We start from the raw sequence: 15,074 nt of genomic DNA on the forward strand, positions 1-15,074 counted from the left end.
TGCTTATTGATAAAATAAACCACCATCAATTTCAACCTTTGTTTTATCAAGTGGCGACATCACAATTAGAGCCTTCCAGTATTTCTTTTCCACTACGAAATGTTTTTAAAGGAAAGAAAAACCTTCAAATTAGATTAGCAGAAGTTTTAAATATTGATGAATCGAGAAATACAATTTCAACAACAATTGGACATTTCGAATACGATTATCTGGTAATTGCTATTGGTTGTAAAACCAATTTTTTTGGCAATCAAGAAATCGAAAAATGTGCTTTTACGCTAAAAACGACTTACGAAGCCATAACAATCAGAAATCATATTCTACAAACATTTGAAAATATTATTTCTGCCGAAGACGAAGTTAAAGAAAGTTTATTAAATCTTGTTATTGTAGGTGCTGGACCAACTGGTGTAGAACTTGCAGGTTCATTTGCCGAAATCAAAAAAAATATTTTACCTAAAGATTATCCAGGAATCGATTTTTCTAAATTTAAAATAATTCTAGTCGAAGGAAGCAAAAATACTTTGAATAGTATGAGTGAAAATGCCAAAATTGCTTCTAGAAAATACCTTGAAGCGATGAACGTCATTATTCTAACCGAAACAATTGTTGCTAATTATGATGGCAAATTATTGACTTTAAAAAATGGTGATGTTATAAAAACAAAAACTGTCATTTGGGCTGCAGGCGTAACTGGAAATAAAATTTTAGGATTGCCAGAATCGTATTATACAAATTCAAATAGACTTAAAGTAAACCAATTAAATAAAGTTCTCGACTCCAAAAACATATTTGCCTTGGGAGATATTGCACTTATGGAAACGGATAAATATCCTAAAGGACATCCACAATTGGCAAATGTTGCGATTAATCAAGCGAAAAAATTAGCCACTAATTTTAAAAAAATAATTCAAAACAAGCCGACAAAAAATTTCGAATACAAAGATTTGGGATCAATGGCAACAATTGGCAGGAACAAAGCCGTTGTCGATTTGCCATTTTTCAAATTTCAAGGCTACTTTGCTTGGCTCATTTGGATGTTTTTGCATTTAATGCTTATTGTGAGTGTCCGAAATAAACTGATTATTTTCATTAATTGGGCTTGGGCATATTTCACAAAAGATACTTCGCTTCGATTGATTTTAAAACAGAAAACGAAGAAATAAAGATACTATCATGACAACAAACAACTTTAATATTAAAGGTTTATCAAATCAAGAAGTGATTGCATCAAGAAATAAACACGGCGAAAATTTAGTTGTTTTCAAAGAAGAAAATCATTTTTTAAATTCAATTCTAAAATTCCTAAAAGACCCAATGATTTTGTTGTTATTAGTCGCTTCAATTATTTATTTTATAAGCGGAAAAACTGCTGACGCACTATTTTTGGCATCGGCAATTGTATTGGTTTCTTTAATTTCATCATACCAAAATGCAAGAAGTAGAAATGCTTTGGCAAAACTAAAAGATTTTACAAAACCCAATTGTAAAGTAATCAGAAACGGGAAGACTATCGAAATAAAAACTGAAGAATTAGTTATTGGCGATAGTTTGTTGGTTGAAGAAGGCACATCTATTTCAGCAGATGGAACGATTGTACATTCTAACGATTTTTCGGTAAATGAATCGATTTTAACTGGCGAATCGATGTCGGTTGCCAAAGATAAAACCACAAAAGACAATCTTATTTTTCAAGGGACAAATGTCGCAAGCGGATTGGCAATTGCAACAATTACGGCTATTGGAAGCGAAACTAAATTGGGTAAAATAGGTAAAAGTCTGGAAAGTATTAAAGAAGAGGAAACACCATTAGAAATTCAGATTGGCAATTTTGTAAAGAAAATGGCGATTGCTGGCGCAATAGTTTTCGGTATAGTTTGGGCAATTAATTATTTTCATTCATACAATTTATTTGACAGTTTACTCAAAGCATTAACCTTGGCAATGAGTATTTTACCTGAAGAAATCCCAATTGCTTTTACCACATTTATGGCACTTGGTGCTTGGCGAATGATGAAAAAAGGCATCATTGTTAAGCAAATGAAAACAGTAGAAACTCTTGGAAGTGCCACCGTAATTTGTATTGATAAAACAGGTACAATTACTGAAAACATAATGAGTTTGGCAAAAATTTTCACTTTAGAATCTAATGAAATTACCGATTTAGAAAGCGATTTATCTGATGTTGAAATGCAATTAATTACGACTTCAATGTTTGCAAGCGAATCCATTCCGTTCGATCCAATGGAAGTAGCGTTACACGAAATCTATTCAAAAGTTATCAAAAAAGACGAACGTTCTCATTTTAAAATGGTGCACGAATATCCTTTATCTGGAAAACCTCCAATGATGACGCATATTTTCGAGAACAAATCTGGAAACCGAATTATTGCCGCAAAAGGTGGTTCGGAAGCTATAATGGCAATTGCTAAACTTTCGGCAAGCGAGAAAAAACAAGTTCAGGAAGCTATAAAATCATTATCGACAAAAGGTTACAGAATTTTAGCAGTTGGAGAAGCTATTTTTGAAGGCAAAAATTATCCAAAAACACAACAAGAATTCAAATTCAAATTCAAAGGATTACTAGCATTTTATGATCCACCAAAAAAGAATATTCATTTGGTTTTGCAACATTTCTATAAAGCCGGAATTGCAGTAAAAATTATTACTGGAGACAATGCCGAAACAACCGCATCGATTGCAAAACAAATAGGTTTTATAGGATATGAAAATAGTATTTCGGGCGATGAATTAATGAAGCTATCCGATAAGGAACTCAAAAAGAAAGTTTTAGAAATTAATTTATTTACTAGAATGTTTCCGGAAGCCAAGTTACGAATCATAAATGCATTAAAATCTAACAAAGAAATTGTTGCCATGACTGGCGATGGTGTAAATGATGGTCCAGCCCTAAAAGCAGCTCACATTGGAATTGCAATGGGCAAAAAAGGAACCGAAATTGCCAAGCAAGCAGCATCGTTAATTATTATAAATGACGATTTAGACAAAATGGTTTTTGCCATTTCGATGGGTAGAAAAATTTATGCCAACCTCAAAAAAGCCATTCAATTTGTAATTTCTATTCACATTCCAATAATTCTAACAGTATTTATTCCGTTAGCTTTGGGTTGGTTGTATCCTAATATTTTTTCGCCAATTCACATCATCTTTTTAGAATTGGTTATGGGGCCAACATGTTCAATTGTGTATGAAAACGAACCTATAGAAAAAAATACAATGACACAAAAACCACGACCTTTTACTGCTACTTTTTTCAATTGGAAGGAACTCTCAACAAGTATTATTCAAGGATTGATTATTACAGTTGGAACATTATTCTGTTATAAATATGCTATTTATCAAGGATTTAATGAAGCAACAACACGAACAATGATTTTTGTGGTTTTAGTAACTGCCAATATATTTTTAACTTTAGTCAATCGTTCTTTTTACTATTCTATTTTTACCACTTTATGGTATAAAAACAACTTGGTTCCAATCATTATTGGAATTACAATAGCTTTAACTGGATTACTACTTTATGTAAAACCATTTACAAGTTTCTTTGAATTTGAACATTTAAATTTGGCTCAATTATCAATTGCAATTGGCGTTGGTTTTACATCTGTAATTTGGTATGAATTGGTGAAATTATGGAAGCGAAATTTTGTTAAATAAAACATTTAGATACAATTAGCATTTCGATACTCAATTAAAACTTTCAAAAATGTCAAAAATAATAACCATAACATTCAATCCAAGTATAGACAAAAGTGCTTCGATTTCTGCAATGCAACCAGATATAAAAATGCACTGTTCGGCAGCAAATATTGAACCTGGAGGCGGAGGCATAAATGTGGCAAGAGTTATCAGCAGATTGGGTGGCGATGTTAAAGCAATTTTCCCGTCAGGAGGGTATACTGGAATGTTTTTTAATCATTTATTAGAAAACGAAAAAGTGCCATTTGTAAGCATTCAATCCAAAAACGAAACCAGAGAAAATTTTGTAATTCTTGATGAATCAACAAACAAGCAATTTCGATTTGGAATGCCAAGTAACGAAATTTTCGAAAACGAATGGAAAGATTGCTTAAAAACAATTGAAAATAGTAAAGATGTTGATTATATTATTGCTAGCGGTAGTTTACCACCCGGAATTCCAAACGATATTTATGCTAAATTATCTAAAACTGCAAAATCTAATAATGCAAAATTCATTGTTGATACTTCAGGAGAAGCCTTAAAACAAGCAGTTAGAGAGGGTGTTTATTTACTAAAACCCAATCTGGAAGAATTAGCAATTTTATTAGATATAAAAGATTTAAAAATTGAAAATGTTGAAAATGTGGCCAAAGAATTAATACAGAAAAATAATTGCGAGATTATTCTCGTCTCACTTGGTGCATATGGCGCCATGCTAATTACAAAAGATGAGTCATATACCATAAAACCACCAAAAGTTAAAGTAAAAAGCACTGTTGGCGCAGGCGATAGTATGGTGGCAGGAATCGTTTTTGGATTATCAAATAATTTGAGTTTACAGGAATGTTTGCAATATGGGATTGCTTGCGGAACAGCTACAACTATGAATTTAGGATCAGCGTTGTGTGAAAAAAAAGACGTTGAAAAATTATTGAAACTACTAAAAAAATAGAAACTATGACAACTTCATTATCATTAGTTATAAAAAAAATATTGTTGCTTTTTCTGGTGTTTTCAGGATTGTATTTTGCACAAGAATTTTTGATTCCATTGTGCATTGGTGCTATTTTGGCTACTTTATTTTTGCCTTTTTGCAATTGGATGGAAAAGAAAAAAATTCCAAAAGGAATAGCCGTTTTTATTTCTCTTTTAGGGTTGCTGCTATTAATTTTTATGATAATTACGCTTTTAGGTTACAAAATTTCGGAACTCATTAGCGACATCGAAGTTTTAAAACAAAAAGCAATCGAGGCTGGAACCAAAATTCAAAAATATATTTTTGACACCCTCAATTTAACCATTGCTGAACAGGACAAAATTTTAAAAAGCGAACAACCATCTTATGGAAATATGGTACAAGTAATGCTGGGTTCAATGACCAGCTTTTTGTCAAGTAGTATTTTGTTATTAGTATATTTTATTTTCCTGTTGTATTATCGCAATCACATTAAAAACTTTTTGGTAAAAATAACTCCAAAAGTACAGCAAGCAGAAATGCAAGAAATTATTAAAAAAGTGGCTACTGTTTCTCAACAATATTTAATTGGACTTTCAAAAATGATTTTTTTACTTTGGGTAATGTACGGCATTGGTTTTAGTATTATAGGAGTAGAAAATGCTATTTTCTTTGCCATTCTTTGCGGAATGTTAGAAATTATACCCTTTGTAGGAAACATTACGGGTACCACTTTAACGGTTTTAATTGCCGCTATGAACGGTGCAGATACTCAATTATTATTTGGTATTGTGATTGTTTACGGTATCGTACAATTCATTCAAGGTTGGGTTTTAGAACCCTTAATTGTAGGCTCACAAGTAAAAATCAATTCATTATTTACAATCATAGCATTGGTTTTGGGCGAATTACTTTGGGGAATTCCGGGTATTATTCTGGCTATTCCGCTTACGGCTATGTTCAAAATTGTTTGTGATCATATCGAACCAATGAAACCTTACGGATTTTTAATAGGCGAAATTGTTGTTCCTAAAAATGAAATTGAGTTTGTTGAGAAAATAAAAAAAATCATAAAAATTAAAAAATGAAACATAATTTAAAAAATTTAGGCAAACTTTTTAAAACTACTTTCAATGAATGGTGGGACAAAGATCCGTTCAGGCAAAGTGCCATTATCGCCTATTATGCCATATTTGGAATTCCAGGATTATTAGTTTTAATTATCGCCGTTGCAGGATATTTTTTTGGTACTGAAACTGTAAATCAAAATTTAATGGCACAAATTTCTGAAACAATTGGCTCAGAAACTGCTTTGGAAATTCAAGAAATTTTATCTAAATCGACAGCAGAAAAATCGACAATATGGGGTTCAATTGTAGGAATAACTATTTTATTACTTGGTGCAACAGGAGTTTTTGTTGAACTTCAAAAAACATTAAACCTAATTTGGAATGTAAAAGTAAAACCACAAAACGGAATTTGGCTCATCATAAAAGCCAGACTTTTTTCATTCGGATTAATATTGGCTATCGCTTTTTTATTGACCATTTCGTTGGTAATTTCAACAGCGTTGGTAGCCATTAGCAATTACATTCAATTTGAAAGTACTCAATTGATGATGACTATTTATGGAATCTTGAATTTTATAATCTCACTTTTAGTAATTTCTGCATTATTTGCTATGATTTTCAAGATTTTACCCGATGCAAAAATCCAATGGAAACACGTTTGGTTGGGTTCTTTGGTTACAGGAATATTATTTACACTGGGAAAAATGGCTTTGGCCTATTATTTTGGAAAAGCAGAGCCAGCCTCGATTTATGGTGCAGCTAGTTCCATAATTCTAATTTTGCTTTGGGTTTCCTATTCGTCAATGATTCTGTTTTTTGGTGCTGAATTTACTGCGGCTTACGCCAAAATGTATTCTGGAATAATTCCGCCAACTGCTATTGCAAAAGTTGAAGTTCCTACTGCAACAGAAAAAACGATGTGATTTCTATCTTAAAATAGGTAAATTTTACAACTTAAGATAATGATTATGAAACTGTTATTGGTTATTTTAAGTCTAATTTTATAACTATTTAATTACCTAAAAAATATAAAATTATGGAAACTAATAAAAAAACACTAGCAAAGAAAAAACTATCACCTCATCAAAAAAAAGTTGGCGAAGTAATGCACGAATTTAAGGAAGGCGACTTGCATTCTGGTAAAACGGAAACGATAGTCACTAATCCAAAACAAGCCATCACGATTGCCCTGAGCGAAGCAGAAGGATTGGATAAAAAAACTAAAAAATAACTTATTATGGAAAACATACAATTAAATAAAAATGAATCAACGAAAGATTTCTTTTTTTCTGTAAAAGAACAATTTACTGATAAATTTATAGAAACAGCACCAAACGTAAACTTGTATGTCAAGGATTATGGTACTGGAAATCCTGTAATATTAATACACGGTTGGCCACTTTCTAATGAAATGTGGGAATATCAAATTGAAAATTTGGTAGCCAATAATTTCAGAGTAATTACCTATGATCGACGTGGTTTTGGAAAGTCTTCTCAACCTTGGAATGGCTATGATTACGACACTTTAACAGATGATTTAAAATCAATAATCGACCAATTGGAGTTAACAAATGTAACTCTCGTTGGCTTTTCTATGGGCGGTGGCGAAGTAGTTCGCTATTTTAGCCGACACGCTGGTCAAAATGTTTCTAAAGCAGTTCTTGTTTCCTCGATAATCCCCTATTTGGCGCAAAGCGAAGACAATCCACAAGGTCGTACAAAAGAAAAAAATGAGGCTACACAGCAGGCAATTATTGAAGACAGAATTGCTTTTTTGGATCAATTTGGTATAAACTTTTTTGGAGTAAGTGATATTAATACCGTTTTAAGTAAGCCATTATTGGAATATTATAGAATGCTCGCCTCTTTTGCTTCGCCACATGGAACAACAGAATGTGCCAAATCTTTTTCGAGTGCCGATTTTCGTCAAGAAGTACTTTCAATGAAAGTACCCACTTTAATAATCCATGGAAATGCAGATAAGATTGTGCCAATTGAAATTTCATCTGAAAAAACAGCACAATTAATTAAAAATAGTAAATTTATTATCTATGAAGATGCTCCACATGGATTATTTTATACGAATAAGGATAAATTAAACGTTGATTTACTTGAATTTTTAAATTCATAATAATACCATTGCAATGTGATTTATTAATAAATAAAATTATGTGGAAAGAAGAAAATAATCAATTAAAATGCAGTTTTGAATTTAAAGACTTTATAGAAGCTTTTGCCTTTATGACTCAGGTAGCGTTTGCAGCAGAAAAAATGAATCATCATCCCAATTGGAGTAATGTATATAATAAAGTTGAAATAACACTATTTACGCACGATGCTAAAGACAGCATTACAGAAAAAGACAGAAAATTATCTAAAGAAATTGATAGGATTTATAAAAGTTAATTTTATATAAATATAAATGATAAATGAGTACAAATTATAAAATTCCAACCCAAACCCGAATTGGTCACGTTCATCTAAAAGTTTCTAATTTAAAACGCTCACTTGAGTTTTATTGTGATTTACTCGGTTTCGAAATCACCACAATGTACGGCACTGAAGCCGCATTTATTTCGGCTGGAGGTTACCATCATCATATTGGTTTGAATACTTGGTACAGCGAAGATTATCCAATGGCAAGCAAAGAAGGAGTTGGTTTGTTTCATACTGCTATTTTATATCCAACCCGCAAAGATTTAGCCACAATTTACAACCGATTATTAAATGAAAACTATCCCATAACAGGTTCAGCAGATCACGGCGTCTCACAAGCCATTTACCTCAATGATCCCGACGGAAATGGTATAGAATTATATTGGGACAGACCAAAAGAAACATGGAGTTATAATCCCGACGGAACAATTGTAATGTTTAGCCATGTATTGGATTTAGATAATTTATTGAAGGAAATTAATAACATATAAAATACAATGGACTCAATCACACACGTTGCATTGGGAGCTTGTATGGGCGAAGCATTTGCTGGTAAAACGCTTGGTAAGAAAGCTATGTTGTGGGGAGCTCTAGCACAAAGTATTCCTGATATAGATTTCATTGCTTCGTTTTGGATGGATACTTCTTCAAACTTATTGGCGCATCGTGGATTTACACATTCGTTTTTATTTTGCGCCATAATCACACCACTATTTGCTTTGCTTGCCGACCACTGGCACAGACCTCATAATATTAGATTAAAACATTGGATGCTGTTTTTTGGGGCTGTTATTTTGGGTCATATTTTTTTAGATGCATTCAATAATTATGGTGTAGGTTGGCTAGAACCATTTAGTCACAAAAGATTTTCATTCAATATGATTTATGTTGCAGATCCATTATTTACTATATGGTCTGGTTTGGCTTGTTTGGCATTTATTTATTTTAGAAAAAATACTATTTACCGAAAAAAAATATGGAGACTTGGGCTGGGTTTTACAGGCATTTATATATTGATTTGCATTGCCATAAAAATTAAAATTGATGCTGATGTAAAACAATCGTTACAAAAACAAAAAATTAATTATACACAATATTTTACAACACCAGCACCTTTTCAAAATAGCTTATGGTATGTAGTTGCAGGAAATAAAGAAGGATTTTATGTTGGTTATAAATCTATTTTTGACACCAAAAAAACAGTCAATTTTACTTATTTTCCCCGTAACAATGATTTGCTGGAAACTATAGAAAATAAAGAAAACATATATAAATTAAAGCGTTTTTCTCAAGACTTTTATACCATAGAAAAATGGAACGACACGCTTGTTTTCAATGATTTACGGTTTGGACAAATGAAAGGTTGGGAAAATCCAAAAGGAAAATTCGTGTTTCATTATTTTTTGCAAGAGCCTTATGATAACACTCTGGTAGTACAACGTGGCAGATTTGTAGGTTGGAATGAAAAAACATTCGAGTCACTTTTTGAAAGAATGAAAGGAAATTGAATTTATTCTCGTTGTTTGAAATAAAAAGTAAATAAGAAAAATGTTATTCTAAAAATTTTAAAGCAAGTCCAATGATATAACTGTTTAAAAATAGTATTTGTTTTGTGATGAATTGCAGCAGTTACATGGATGCAATCTTCTTTGATAATTGTATCTAAATTTTGAGTAACTTTTTTGGCAAATGAACTATCATCTATATCAATATTTAACTCAATACTGGCATAAGCACTGATGTCATTAATATTGAAGGAACCAATGGTTACAAAACTTTCATCGACCACACACATTTTTGAATGTAAAACACTCGGTTGATATTCATATATTTCAATATTTTTTCTAAGCATCCAATCGTACATCCATCGCTCTGCCGACTTAGCAATTTTCATATCAGATTGGCTGGCTAATATTAATCTAACTTTTACGCCTTTTTTTATTGCATATCGTAATTGCTTTCTTATAGTTTTACCAGCTATAAAATAACTACAAATAATGGTGATTTGTTGTTCTGCATTTTCAAATATTTCTTTATAAGTGGTCGATATTTCATTCTTTGTTCTTACCCAATCATTTCGACTAATTTTGCATAATGAACTTTCATTTTCTTTAAATTCATAAGTTATATTTTCCACTTCGTATGGTTTTAAATTTCGTTTGACTTTAAAACCATTCCAAGTTTTCAAACATAGCTCATAAAGTTCTTTTACGATTGGACCTTCTAGAAATACTGCATAATCTAACCAAGCCTTAATATTTGGACAATCGTTGTATCTATCGGCTATATTCATTCCGCCAACTATAGCATATTTTGCATCTACTACTATCATTTTGTGATGTAATCTTCGTCCAAAATAGAAATTATTTTTTTTAAAAAATGGTTCGAAAAAACGAAAATGGATGTTTTGCTTTTTTAAGTTTTCAATAAAAATTGATGATAGATATCTAGAGGCATATCCATCAACTAATAGATAGATTTTTACTTTTTTAGTAGACGCGATTTTTAGAGCATTAACAATTGATTTACCTGTTTCATCATTGTTAAAAATATAGGTTTGAATATGAATGCTATAGGTTGCTTCAGTTATAAGTTTTATTAGTAAATCAAAATAGGATTTACCACTTTGTATGAGTTGTATTTTATTTTTTGTATAAGTTTTATCTACTAAATTTTTCATTTTTTTGGTTTCATATAATTGTAAAATACCAAAGGTTAATCACTTTATGTTTAAAATTGTTATATAAATAATTCAAATTATTATACAATTTACATAAATAAATCTACAAAAAAACGCAATCTAGTTTTATATGACTTATAAAATTATTTAAATATTAAAGGAAATCACAAATCCAGATGGACTGAAAAATAAAACCTAAATATAACCAAAGTCGTTTACAAACAATAGCTTAAAGAAGGGGTTATAGAGTAAAAAAGACATTGGTTTTCTATTTGTGTGAATATTACAACTTTTAATAATAGTTCTATAACATCAAGAACTGATGTCTGATTGAACTTTGTACCGAACAATTATAAATAAACAAAATTATGAAATCAACGATTTACGAATACCAGAAAAACAAAACTCAAAGCATGAGTAAAAAAATACTAATGCTATGCTTATGTATTGGGTTTACATTTACATTAAGTGCACAAACAGAAGAAAAAAAATGGAATGTTGGATTGCATGGGGGTGCGATTCAATATCATGGAGATTTAGGTCATGATTTTTACACAAGTAATAATACCATGTATGGTTTTGGAGGTATATCGGTTTCTAGATATATTTGGAAATATATAGATTTGAATTTCTTATTTACAAGAGGAACTCTAGGATATCAAAGCGGAACTCCAACAGGTTTCAAAAGCGATTTCAGTTCTGCTTCATTAAACTTAAGATTTAATTTTCTACCCTCAGAATATATTGTAAGACCTTATGTTTTTGGAGGTATTGGAGGAATATTATTTGACAATCAACTAAATTTTCACAAAGAAAAAATTGATTCAGCACTTCCAACTGCTGGTGGTGGGATAAACTTTAGACTATCGCCAGTTATCTCACTTAATTTTCAAGAAACATTTATGTTTACTAATAATGATAGTAGAGATGGTGTTGTGTCTGGAGCAGACGATGATTTTCTTATGCACACAGTTGGTCTAACTTTCAATATGGGAAGCTCAAAAGATACTGATAATGATGGTGTTTCTGACAAAAAAGACAATTGTCCCGAAACTCCAGCTGGAGTATCAGTCGACAAAAAAGGTTGTCCGTTAGATAGAGACAATGATGGTGTTTATGATTATTTAGATAGTTGTCCAGATCAAGCAGGAGTACAAGCACTAAAAGGTTGCCCAGATGCTGATGGAGATGGAGTTGGAGATGCTGAGGACAGATGTCCTAACCAAGCAGGGAAAGTAACTCTAAAAGGTTGTCTAGATGCCGATAATGACGGAGTTGCAGATATAGATGACAAATGTGCTAATACAAAATCTGGAACTAAAGTTGATGCAAATGGTTGTGCAATGGATAGTGACAATGACGGAGTTATGGATGATATGGATCGTTGCCCAAATGCTGCGGGTGTTATTGCTCTAAAAGGTTGTCCAGATGCTGATGGAGATGGCGTTGCAGATTTAGATGACCGTTGTCCTAACAAAAAAGGAACTGCCGAAAATAAAGGTTGTCCAGAAATTGCTAAAGCAGATATTGTAAGAATAACTTATATAGGAAGTAAAATTTTCTTCGAAAATAATTCTGACAAACTAAAAGTAGCTTCATTATCACAATTAGATGAATTAGCAAAAATATTATACAAATATGAAGGTGCTAGTTTAACTATTGAAGGTCATACCGACAGTGTTGGTGCAGATGATTTTAATATGACTTTATCGCAAAAACGTTCTGATTCGGTAAAACAATATTTAATTGGAAAAGGAATTGACAGCTCAAGATTAACAGGAATTGGTTTTGGAGAAACCAAACCAGTTGCTAGTAATAAAACTACTCTAGGAAAAGCTAAAAATCGTAGAGTAGAATTGAAAACAAATTATTAAAAATAAAGGTTAGAATTAGTTTTGTTTTTGGTTAAGATGGCTGTCAGTTTTTTGACAGCCATCTTTGTTTTTCATCATAATTATATAACTAAAACAATAAATTATGTAACATTTTAAACTCTTTAAGAGGGTAGATTTACATTAAATATTTAAACTTAATTAAATATATTAAACTTATTACTATGAAAAAAAGTGTATTAAAATTTGGATTATTTTCAATGATTCTATTAGGGATGGTTTCTTGTAAAAATAAAGAAAAAGAAATGGCTGATAAACGAATTAGCGAATTAGAAAGTTATGTAGATTCTTTAAAAACCGTTTCTGCAGAGGATAGAGAAGCCAATTGGGACAGAATTTCTCAAGATTTTGAAACTAAAAATACAAATGCAAATGATGCATTGACAAGTCTTGATGAAGATTCAAAAACAAAATCTCAAGAAAGAATAAATGCTTCTAATGCTAGATACGATGAGTATAAAGTAATTGTAGTAACAGAAAAAGAAACAGTCTCAAATGATGTTGCTGTACAAGCAAAAATAAGTCCTTCTCAATTGTTAAGAGACAGATTATTTGGCGCAGGAAAAATAGGAAATGATATGAGCTTTGCTTGGGTAAACAAAAACAATATTCTTGGGGTATATGATAACTATTATGAATCATATAAAGCGAATAAAGAAAACTTCACAAGAGAAGATTATGATGAAGCGAAATTATTGTTTGAAGCTTTAGATGCAAGAAAAAATACAGTTGAAAAAGAAGGATTATCTTCTTCGGACAACATGAAAATTGCGTCTATTAAAGTAAAATTATCTCCAATGTTTAAATTTAACAGAATGGGTGCAAAAAGCAGAGAAAATTCAGAAGCTAAAGAATAAATAATAATTATTAGTTAAAAGAAAATGTCAATCAGAAATGGTTGGCATTTTTTTTACTCAAAAATAAAAATATCTGAATTATATAAGATAATATAATAGTTATATAACTTTTTTAATATTAACAAATAGACCTTTATAAAGCATTAATAAGAATATAAATATCAATAAATATATTATGATAGTTGTAAAAAAAGAAGGAATTGTTCTTGAAAAAACAGACTTAGGTTTTGAATGGGAAGGTGTACTAAATCCTGCCGTAATTCATTATGGAGATTTTATTCATATTTTTTATCGTGCTGTTGCAAAAGGCAATTATTCCAGTATTGGTTATGCAAAATTTAAAACGCCATTAGAAATTGTGGAACGTAGCGATTTACCAGTTGTTTTTCCTCAATTTGATTACGAAGAACACGGAGTAGAAGATGGTAGAATTGTTAGAATAAATGATCTGTTTTATTTATCATATTGTGCTTTTGATGGTGTAAATGCATTGGGAGCTTTAGCTACTTCTCCGGATTTAATCCATTGGGAAAAACACGGAATTATTGTTCCACAAATGATGTTCGATGAATTTAAACGTTTGGCAGAAACCAAAGGAGAAGTAAACGAGAAATATTTACGCTATAATGAACACGACAGGGTTCGAGAACGAAAAGGTAAAAAGGTTTTAGTTTGGGATAAAAATGTAGTCTTTTTTCCAAGAAAGATTAACGGAAAATTACATTTTTTACATCGCATAAAACCAGATATTCAAATAGTTTGTGTAAACGAAATTAGTGAGCTCACAACAGATTTTTGGCAAAATTATATGCTAAAATTTAAAGATTACATATTGTTGGCTCCAAAATACAAACACGAAATAAGTTATTTAGGTGCAGGTTGTCCGCCAATAGAAACTAAAGAAGGTTGGCTGCTTATTTACCACGGTGTTCACGATACCGTAAAAGGATATGTTTATTGTGCATGTGTGGCATTATTAGATTTAGAAAACCCACAAAAAGAAATTGCCCGATTGCCTTATCCACTATTTAAACCAGAGCTCGATTGGGAAATAAAAGGTGAAGTAAACAATGTGTGTTTTCCATCTGGAGCAATAGTTCAAGATGACACTTTATATATTTATTATGGTGCTGCCGATACGCGAATTGGTTGTGCATCAGTTTCTTTATCCGAATTATTATCCGAATTAAAACTCAATTTAAAATAATATCAAAATATGAAGAATAAAAATATTTTACCCGAAATTTTAATTATTACATCTTATCCGCCACGTGAGTGTGGCATTGCGACGTATTCTCAAGATTTAATTTTTTCACTGAATAATAAATTTACAAAGTCTTTTGATATTAAAATTTGTGCTTTAGAATCGGAGTTCGAAAAACACAATTATTCAAACGAAGTAAATTATATTTTAGAAACCAATAATCAAAAATCCTATATAAAATTAGCTGAAAATATTAATAAAAATTCAAATATTTCGAT

General features: G+C 31.1%; 14 protein-coding genes and 1 pseudogene. 14 read left to right on the forward strand and 1 reads right to left on the reverse strand.

Features of this window, described 5'->3' with window-relative positions:
• From ACH2BP_RS05085 to ACH2BP_RS05130, 10 genes are all read left to right on the forward strand, one after another.
• Positions 1-1,166: NAD(P)/FAD-dependent oxidoreductase (locus tag ACH2BP_RS05085; RefSeq protein WP_395057654.1), on the forward strand; the 1,166-nt coding region annotated here is incomplete at its 5' end.
• Between the two features lie 10 nt (positions 1,167-1,176).
• Positions 1,177-3,678 (forward strand): cation-translocating P-type ATPase, encoded by a 2,502-nt coding sequence (locus ACH2BP_RS05090; RefSeq protein WP_395057656.1) that lies wholly within the window; start codon positions 1,177-1,179, stop codon positions 3,676-3,678.
• Between the two features lie 49 nt (positions 3,679-3,727).
• Positions 3,728-4,654: a 1-phosphofructokinase family hexose kinase gene (locus ACH2BP_RS05095; RefSeq protein WP_395057658.1), complete on the forward strand. Its 927-nt coding sequence runs from the start codon at positions 3,728-3,730 to the stop codon at positions 4,652-4,654.
• Between the two features lie 5 nt (positions 4,655-4,659).
• On the forward strand, positions 4,660-5,745 hold the full coding sequence (locus ACH2BP_RS05100; RefSeq protein ID WP_395057660.1) for an AI-2E family transporter: 1,086 nt from the start codon (positions 4,660-4,662) through the stop codon (positions 5,743-5,745).
• On the forward strand, positions 5,742-6,650 hold the full coding sequence (locus ACH2BP_RS05105) for a YihY/virulence factor BrkB family protein (RefSeq protein ID WP_395057662.1): 909 nt from the start codon (positions 5,742-5,744) through the stop codon (positions 6,648-6,650). Before ACH2BP_RS05100 ends, ACH2BP_RS05105 begins: the two co-directional genes overlap by 4 nt.
• A 113-nt stretch (positions 6,651-6,763) precedes the next feature.
• A complete protein-coding gene (locus ACH2BP_RS05110; protein ID WP_395057664.1) occupies positions 6,764-6,958 on the forward strand; it encodes a DUF6496 domain-containing protein in 195 nt (64 codons plus the stop codon).
• A 6-nt stretch (positions 6,959-6,964) separates the two neighbouring features.
• Positions 6,965-7,858 carry an alpha/beta fold hydrolase gene (locus tag ACH2BP_RS05115; protein WP_395057666.1) on the forward strand — a complete coding sequence of 298 codons (894 nt, stop codon included), beginning with the start codon at positions 6,965-6,967 and terminating at the stop codon, positions 7,856-7,858.
• A gap of 38 nt (positions 7,859-7,896) precedes the next feature.
• Positions 7,897-8,133, forward strand: a complete 237-nt coding sequence (locus tag ACH2BP_RS05120; protein ID WP_395057668.1) for a 4a-hydroxytetrahydrobiopterin dehydratase — start codon at positions 7,897-7,899, stop codon at positions 8,131-8,133.
• A gap of 23 nt (positions 8,134-8,156) precedes the next feature.
• Positions 8,157-8,654: a VOC family protein gene (locus ACH2BP_RS05125; protein WP_395057670.1), complete on the forward strand. Its 498-nt coding sequence runs from the start codon at positions 8,157-8,159 to the stop codon at positions 8,652-8,654.
• 6 nt (positions 8,655-8,660) lie between these two features.
• The gene (locus ACH2BP_RS05130; protein WP_395057672.1) at positions 8,661-9,671 is read left to right on the forward strand and encodes a metal-dependent hydrolase; all 1,011 of its coding nucleotides are present in this window, start codon (positions 8,661-8,663) and stop codon (positions 9,669-9,671) included.
• A gap of 2 nt (positions 9,672-9,673) precedes the next feature.
• On the opposite strand, the gene ACH2BP_RS05135 is transcribed toward ACH2BP_RS05130, so the two are convergent.
• A complete protein-coding gene (locus tag ACH2BP_RS05135; RefSeq protein WP_395057674.1) occupies positions 9,674-10,843 on the reverse strand; it encodes a phosphatidylserine/phosphatidylglycerophosphate/cardiolipin synthase family protein in 1,170 nt (389 codons plus the stop codon).
• Positions 10,844-11,211: 368 nt separating this feature from the next.
• Here ACH2BP_RS05135 and ACH2BP_RS05140 point away from each other — a divergent pair, with 368 nt between their 5' ends.
• The 4 genes and pseudogenes from ACH2BP_RS05140 to ACH2BP_RS05155 all read left to right on the forward strand — a co-directional run.
• On the forward strand, positions 11,212-12,717 hold the full coding sequence (locus ACH2BP_RS05140) for a thrombospondin type 3 repeat-containing protein (RefSeq protein WP_395057676.1): 1,506 nt from the start codon (positions 11,212-11,214) through the stop codon (positions 12,715-12,717).
• A gap of 182 nt (positions 12,718-12,899) precedes the next feature.
• Positions 12,900-13,592 (forward strand): hypothetical protein, encoded by a 693-nt coding sequence (locus ACH2BP_RS05145; RefSeq protein ID WP_395057678.1) that lies wholly within the window; start codon positions 12,900-12,902, stop codon positions 13,590-13,592.
• A 175-nt stretch (positions 13,593-13,767) separates the two neighbouring features.
• Positions 13,768-14,799 (forward strand): pesticidal protein Cry7Aa, encoded by a 1,032-nt coding sequence (locus ACH2BP_RS05150; RefSeq protein WP_395057680.1) that lies wholly within the window; start codon positions 13,768-13,770, stop codon positions 14,797-14,799.
• Between the two features lie 9 nt (positions 14,800-14,808).
• Positions 14,809-15,074 (forward strand): annotated as a pseudogene (locus ACH2BP_RS05155) (mannosyltransferase); the annotation flags it as partial.

It is taken from the genome of Flavobacterium sp., from assembly GCF_043756175.1.
Classification (GTDB): Bacteria; Bacteroidota; Bacteroidia; order Flavobacteriales; family Flavobacteriaceae; genus Flavobacterium.

What these genes read in the sequence shown, in the direction of transcription:
- ACH2BP_RS05090 (WP_395057656.1), top strand. Translation starts at nt 1,177, where the DNA reads ATGACAACAAACAACTTTAATATTAAAGGTTTATCAAATCAAGAAGTG.
- ACH2BP_RS05095 (WP_395057658.1), top strand. Translation starts at nt 3,728, where the DNA reads ATGTCAAAAATAATAACCATAACATTCAATCCAAGTATAGACAAAAGT.
- ACH2BP_RS05100 (WP_395057660.1), top strand. Translation starts at nt 4,660, where the DNA reads ATGACAACTTCATTATCATTAGTTATAAAAAAAATATTGTTGCTTTTT.
- ACH2BP_RS05105 (WP_395057662.1), top strand. Translation starts at nt 5,742, where the DNA reads ATGAAACATAATTTAAAAAATTTAGGCAAACTTTTTAAAACTACTTTC.
- ACH2BP_RS05110 (WP_395057664.1), top strand. Translation starts at nt 6,764, where the DNA reads ATGGAAACTAATAAAAAAACACTAGCAAAGAAAAAACTATCACCTCAT.
- ACH2BP_RS05115 (WP_395057666.1), top strand. Translation starts at nt 6,965, where the DNA reads ATGGAAAACATACAATTAAATAAAAATGAATCAACGAAAGATTTCTTT.
- ACH2BP_RS05120 (WP_395057668.1), top strand. Translation starts at nt 7,897, where the DNA reads ATGTGGAAAGAAGAAAATAATCAATTAAAATGCAGTTTTGAATTTAAA.
- ACH2BP_RS05125 (WP_395057670.1), top strand. Translation starts at nt 8,157, where the DNA reads ATGAGTACAAATTATAAAATTCCAACCCAAACCCGAATTGGTCACGTT.
- ACH2BP_RS05130 (WP_395057672.1), top strand. Translation starts at nt 8,661, where the DNA reads ATGGACTCAATCACACACGTTGCATTGGGAGCTTGTATGGGCGAAGCA.
- ACH2BP_RS05135 (WP_395057674.1), bottom strand. Translation starts at nt 10,843, where the DNA reads ATGAAAAATTTAGTAGATAAAACTTATACAAAAAATAAAATACAACTC.
- ACH2BP_RS05140 (WP_395057676.1), top strand. Translation starts at nt 11,212, where the DNA reads ATGAAATCAACGATTTACGAATACCAGAAAAACAAAACTCAAAGCATG.
- ACH2BP_RS05145 (WP_395057678.1), top strand. Translation starts at nt 12,900, where the DNA reads ATGAAAAAAAGTGTATTAAAATTTGGATTATTTTCAATGATTCTATTA.
- ACH2BP_RS05150 (WP_395057680.1), top strand. Translation starts at nt 13,768, where the DNA reads ATGATAGTTGTAAAAAAAGAAGGAATTGTTCTTGAAAAAACAGACTTA.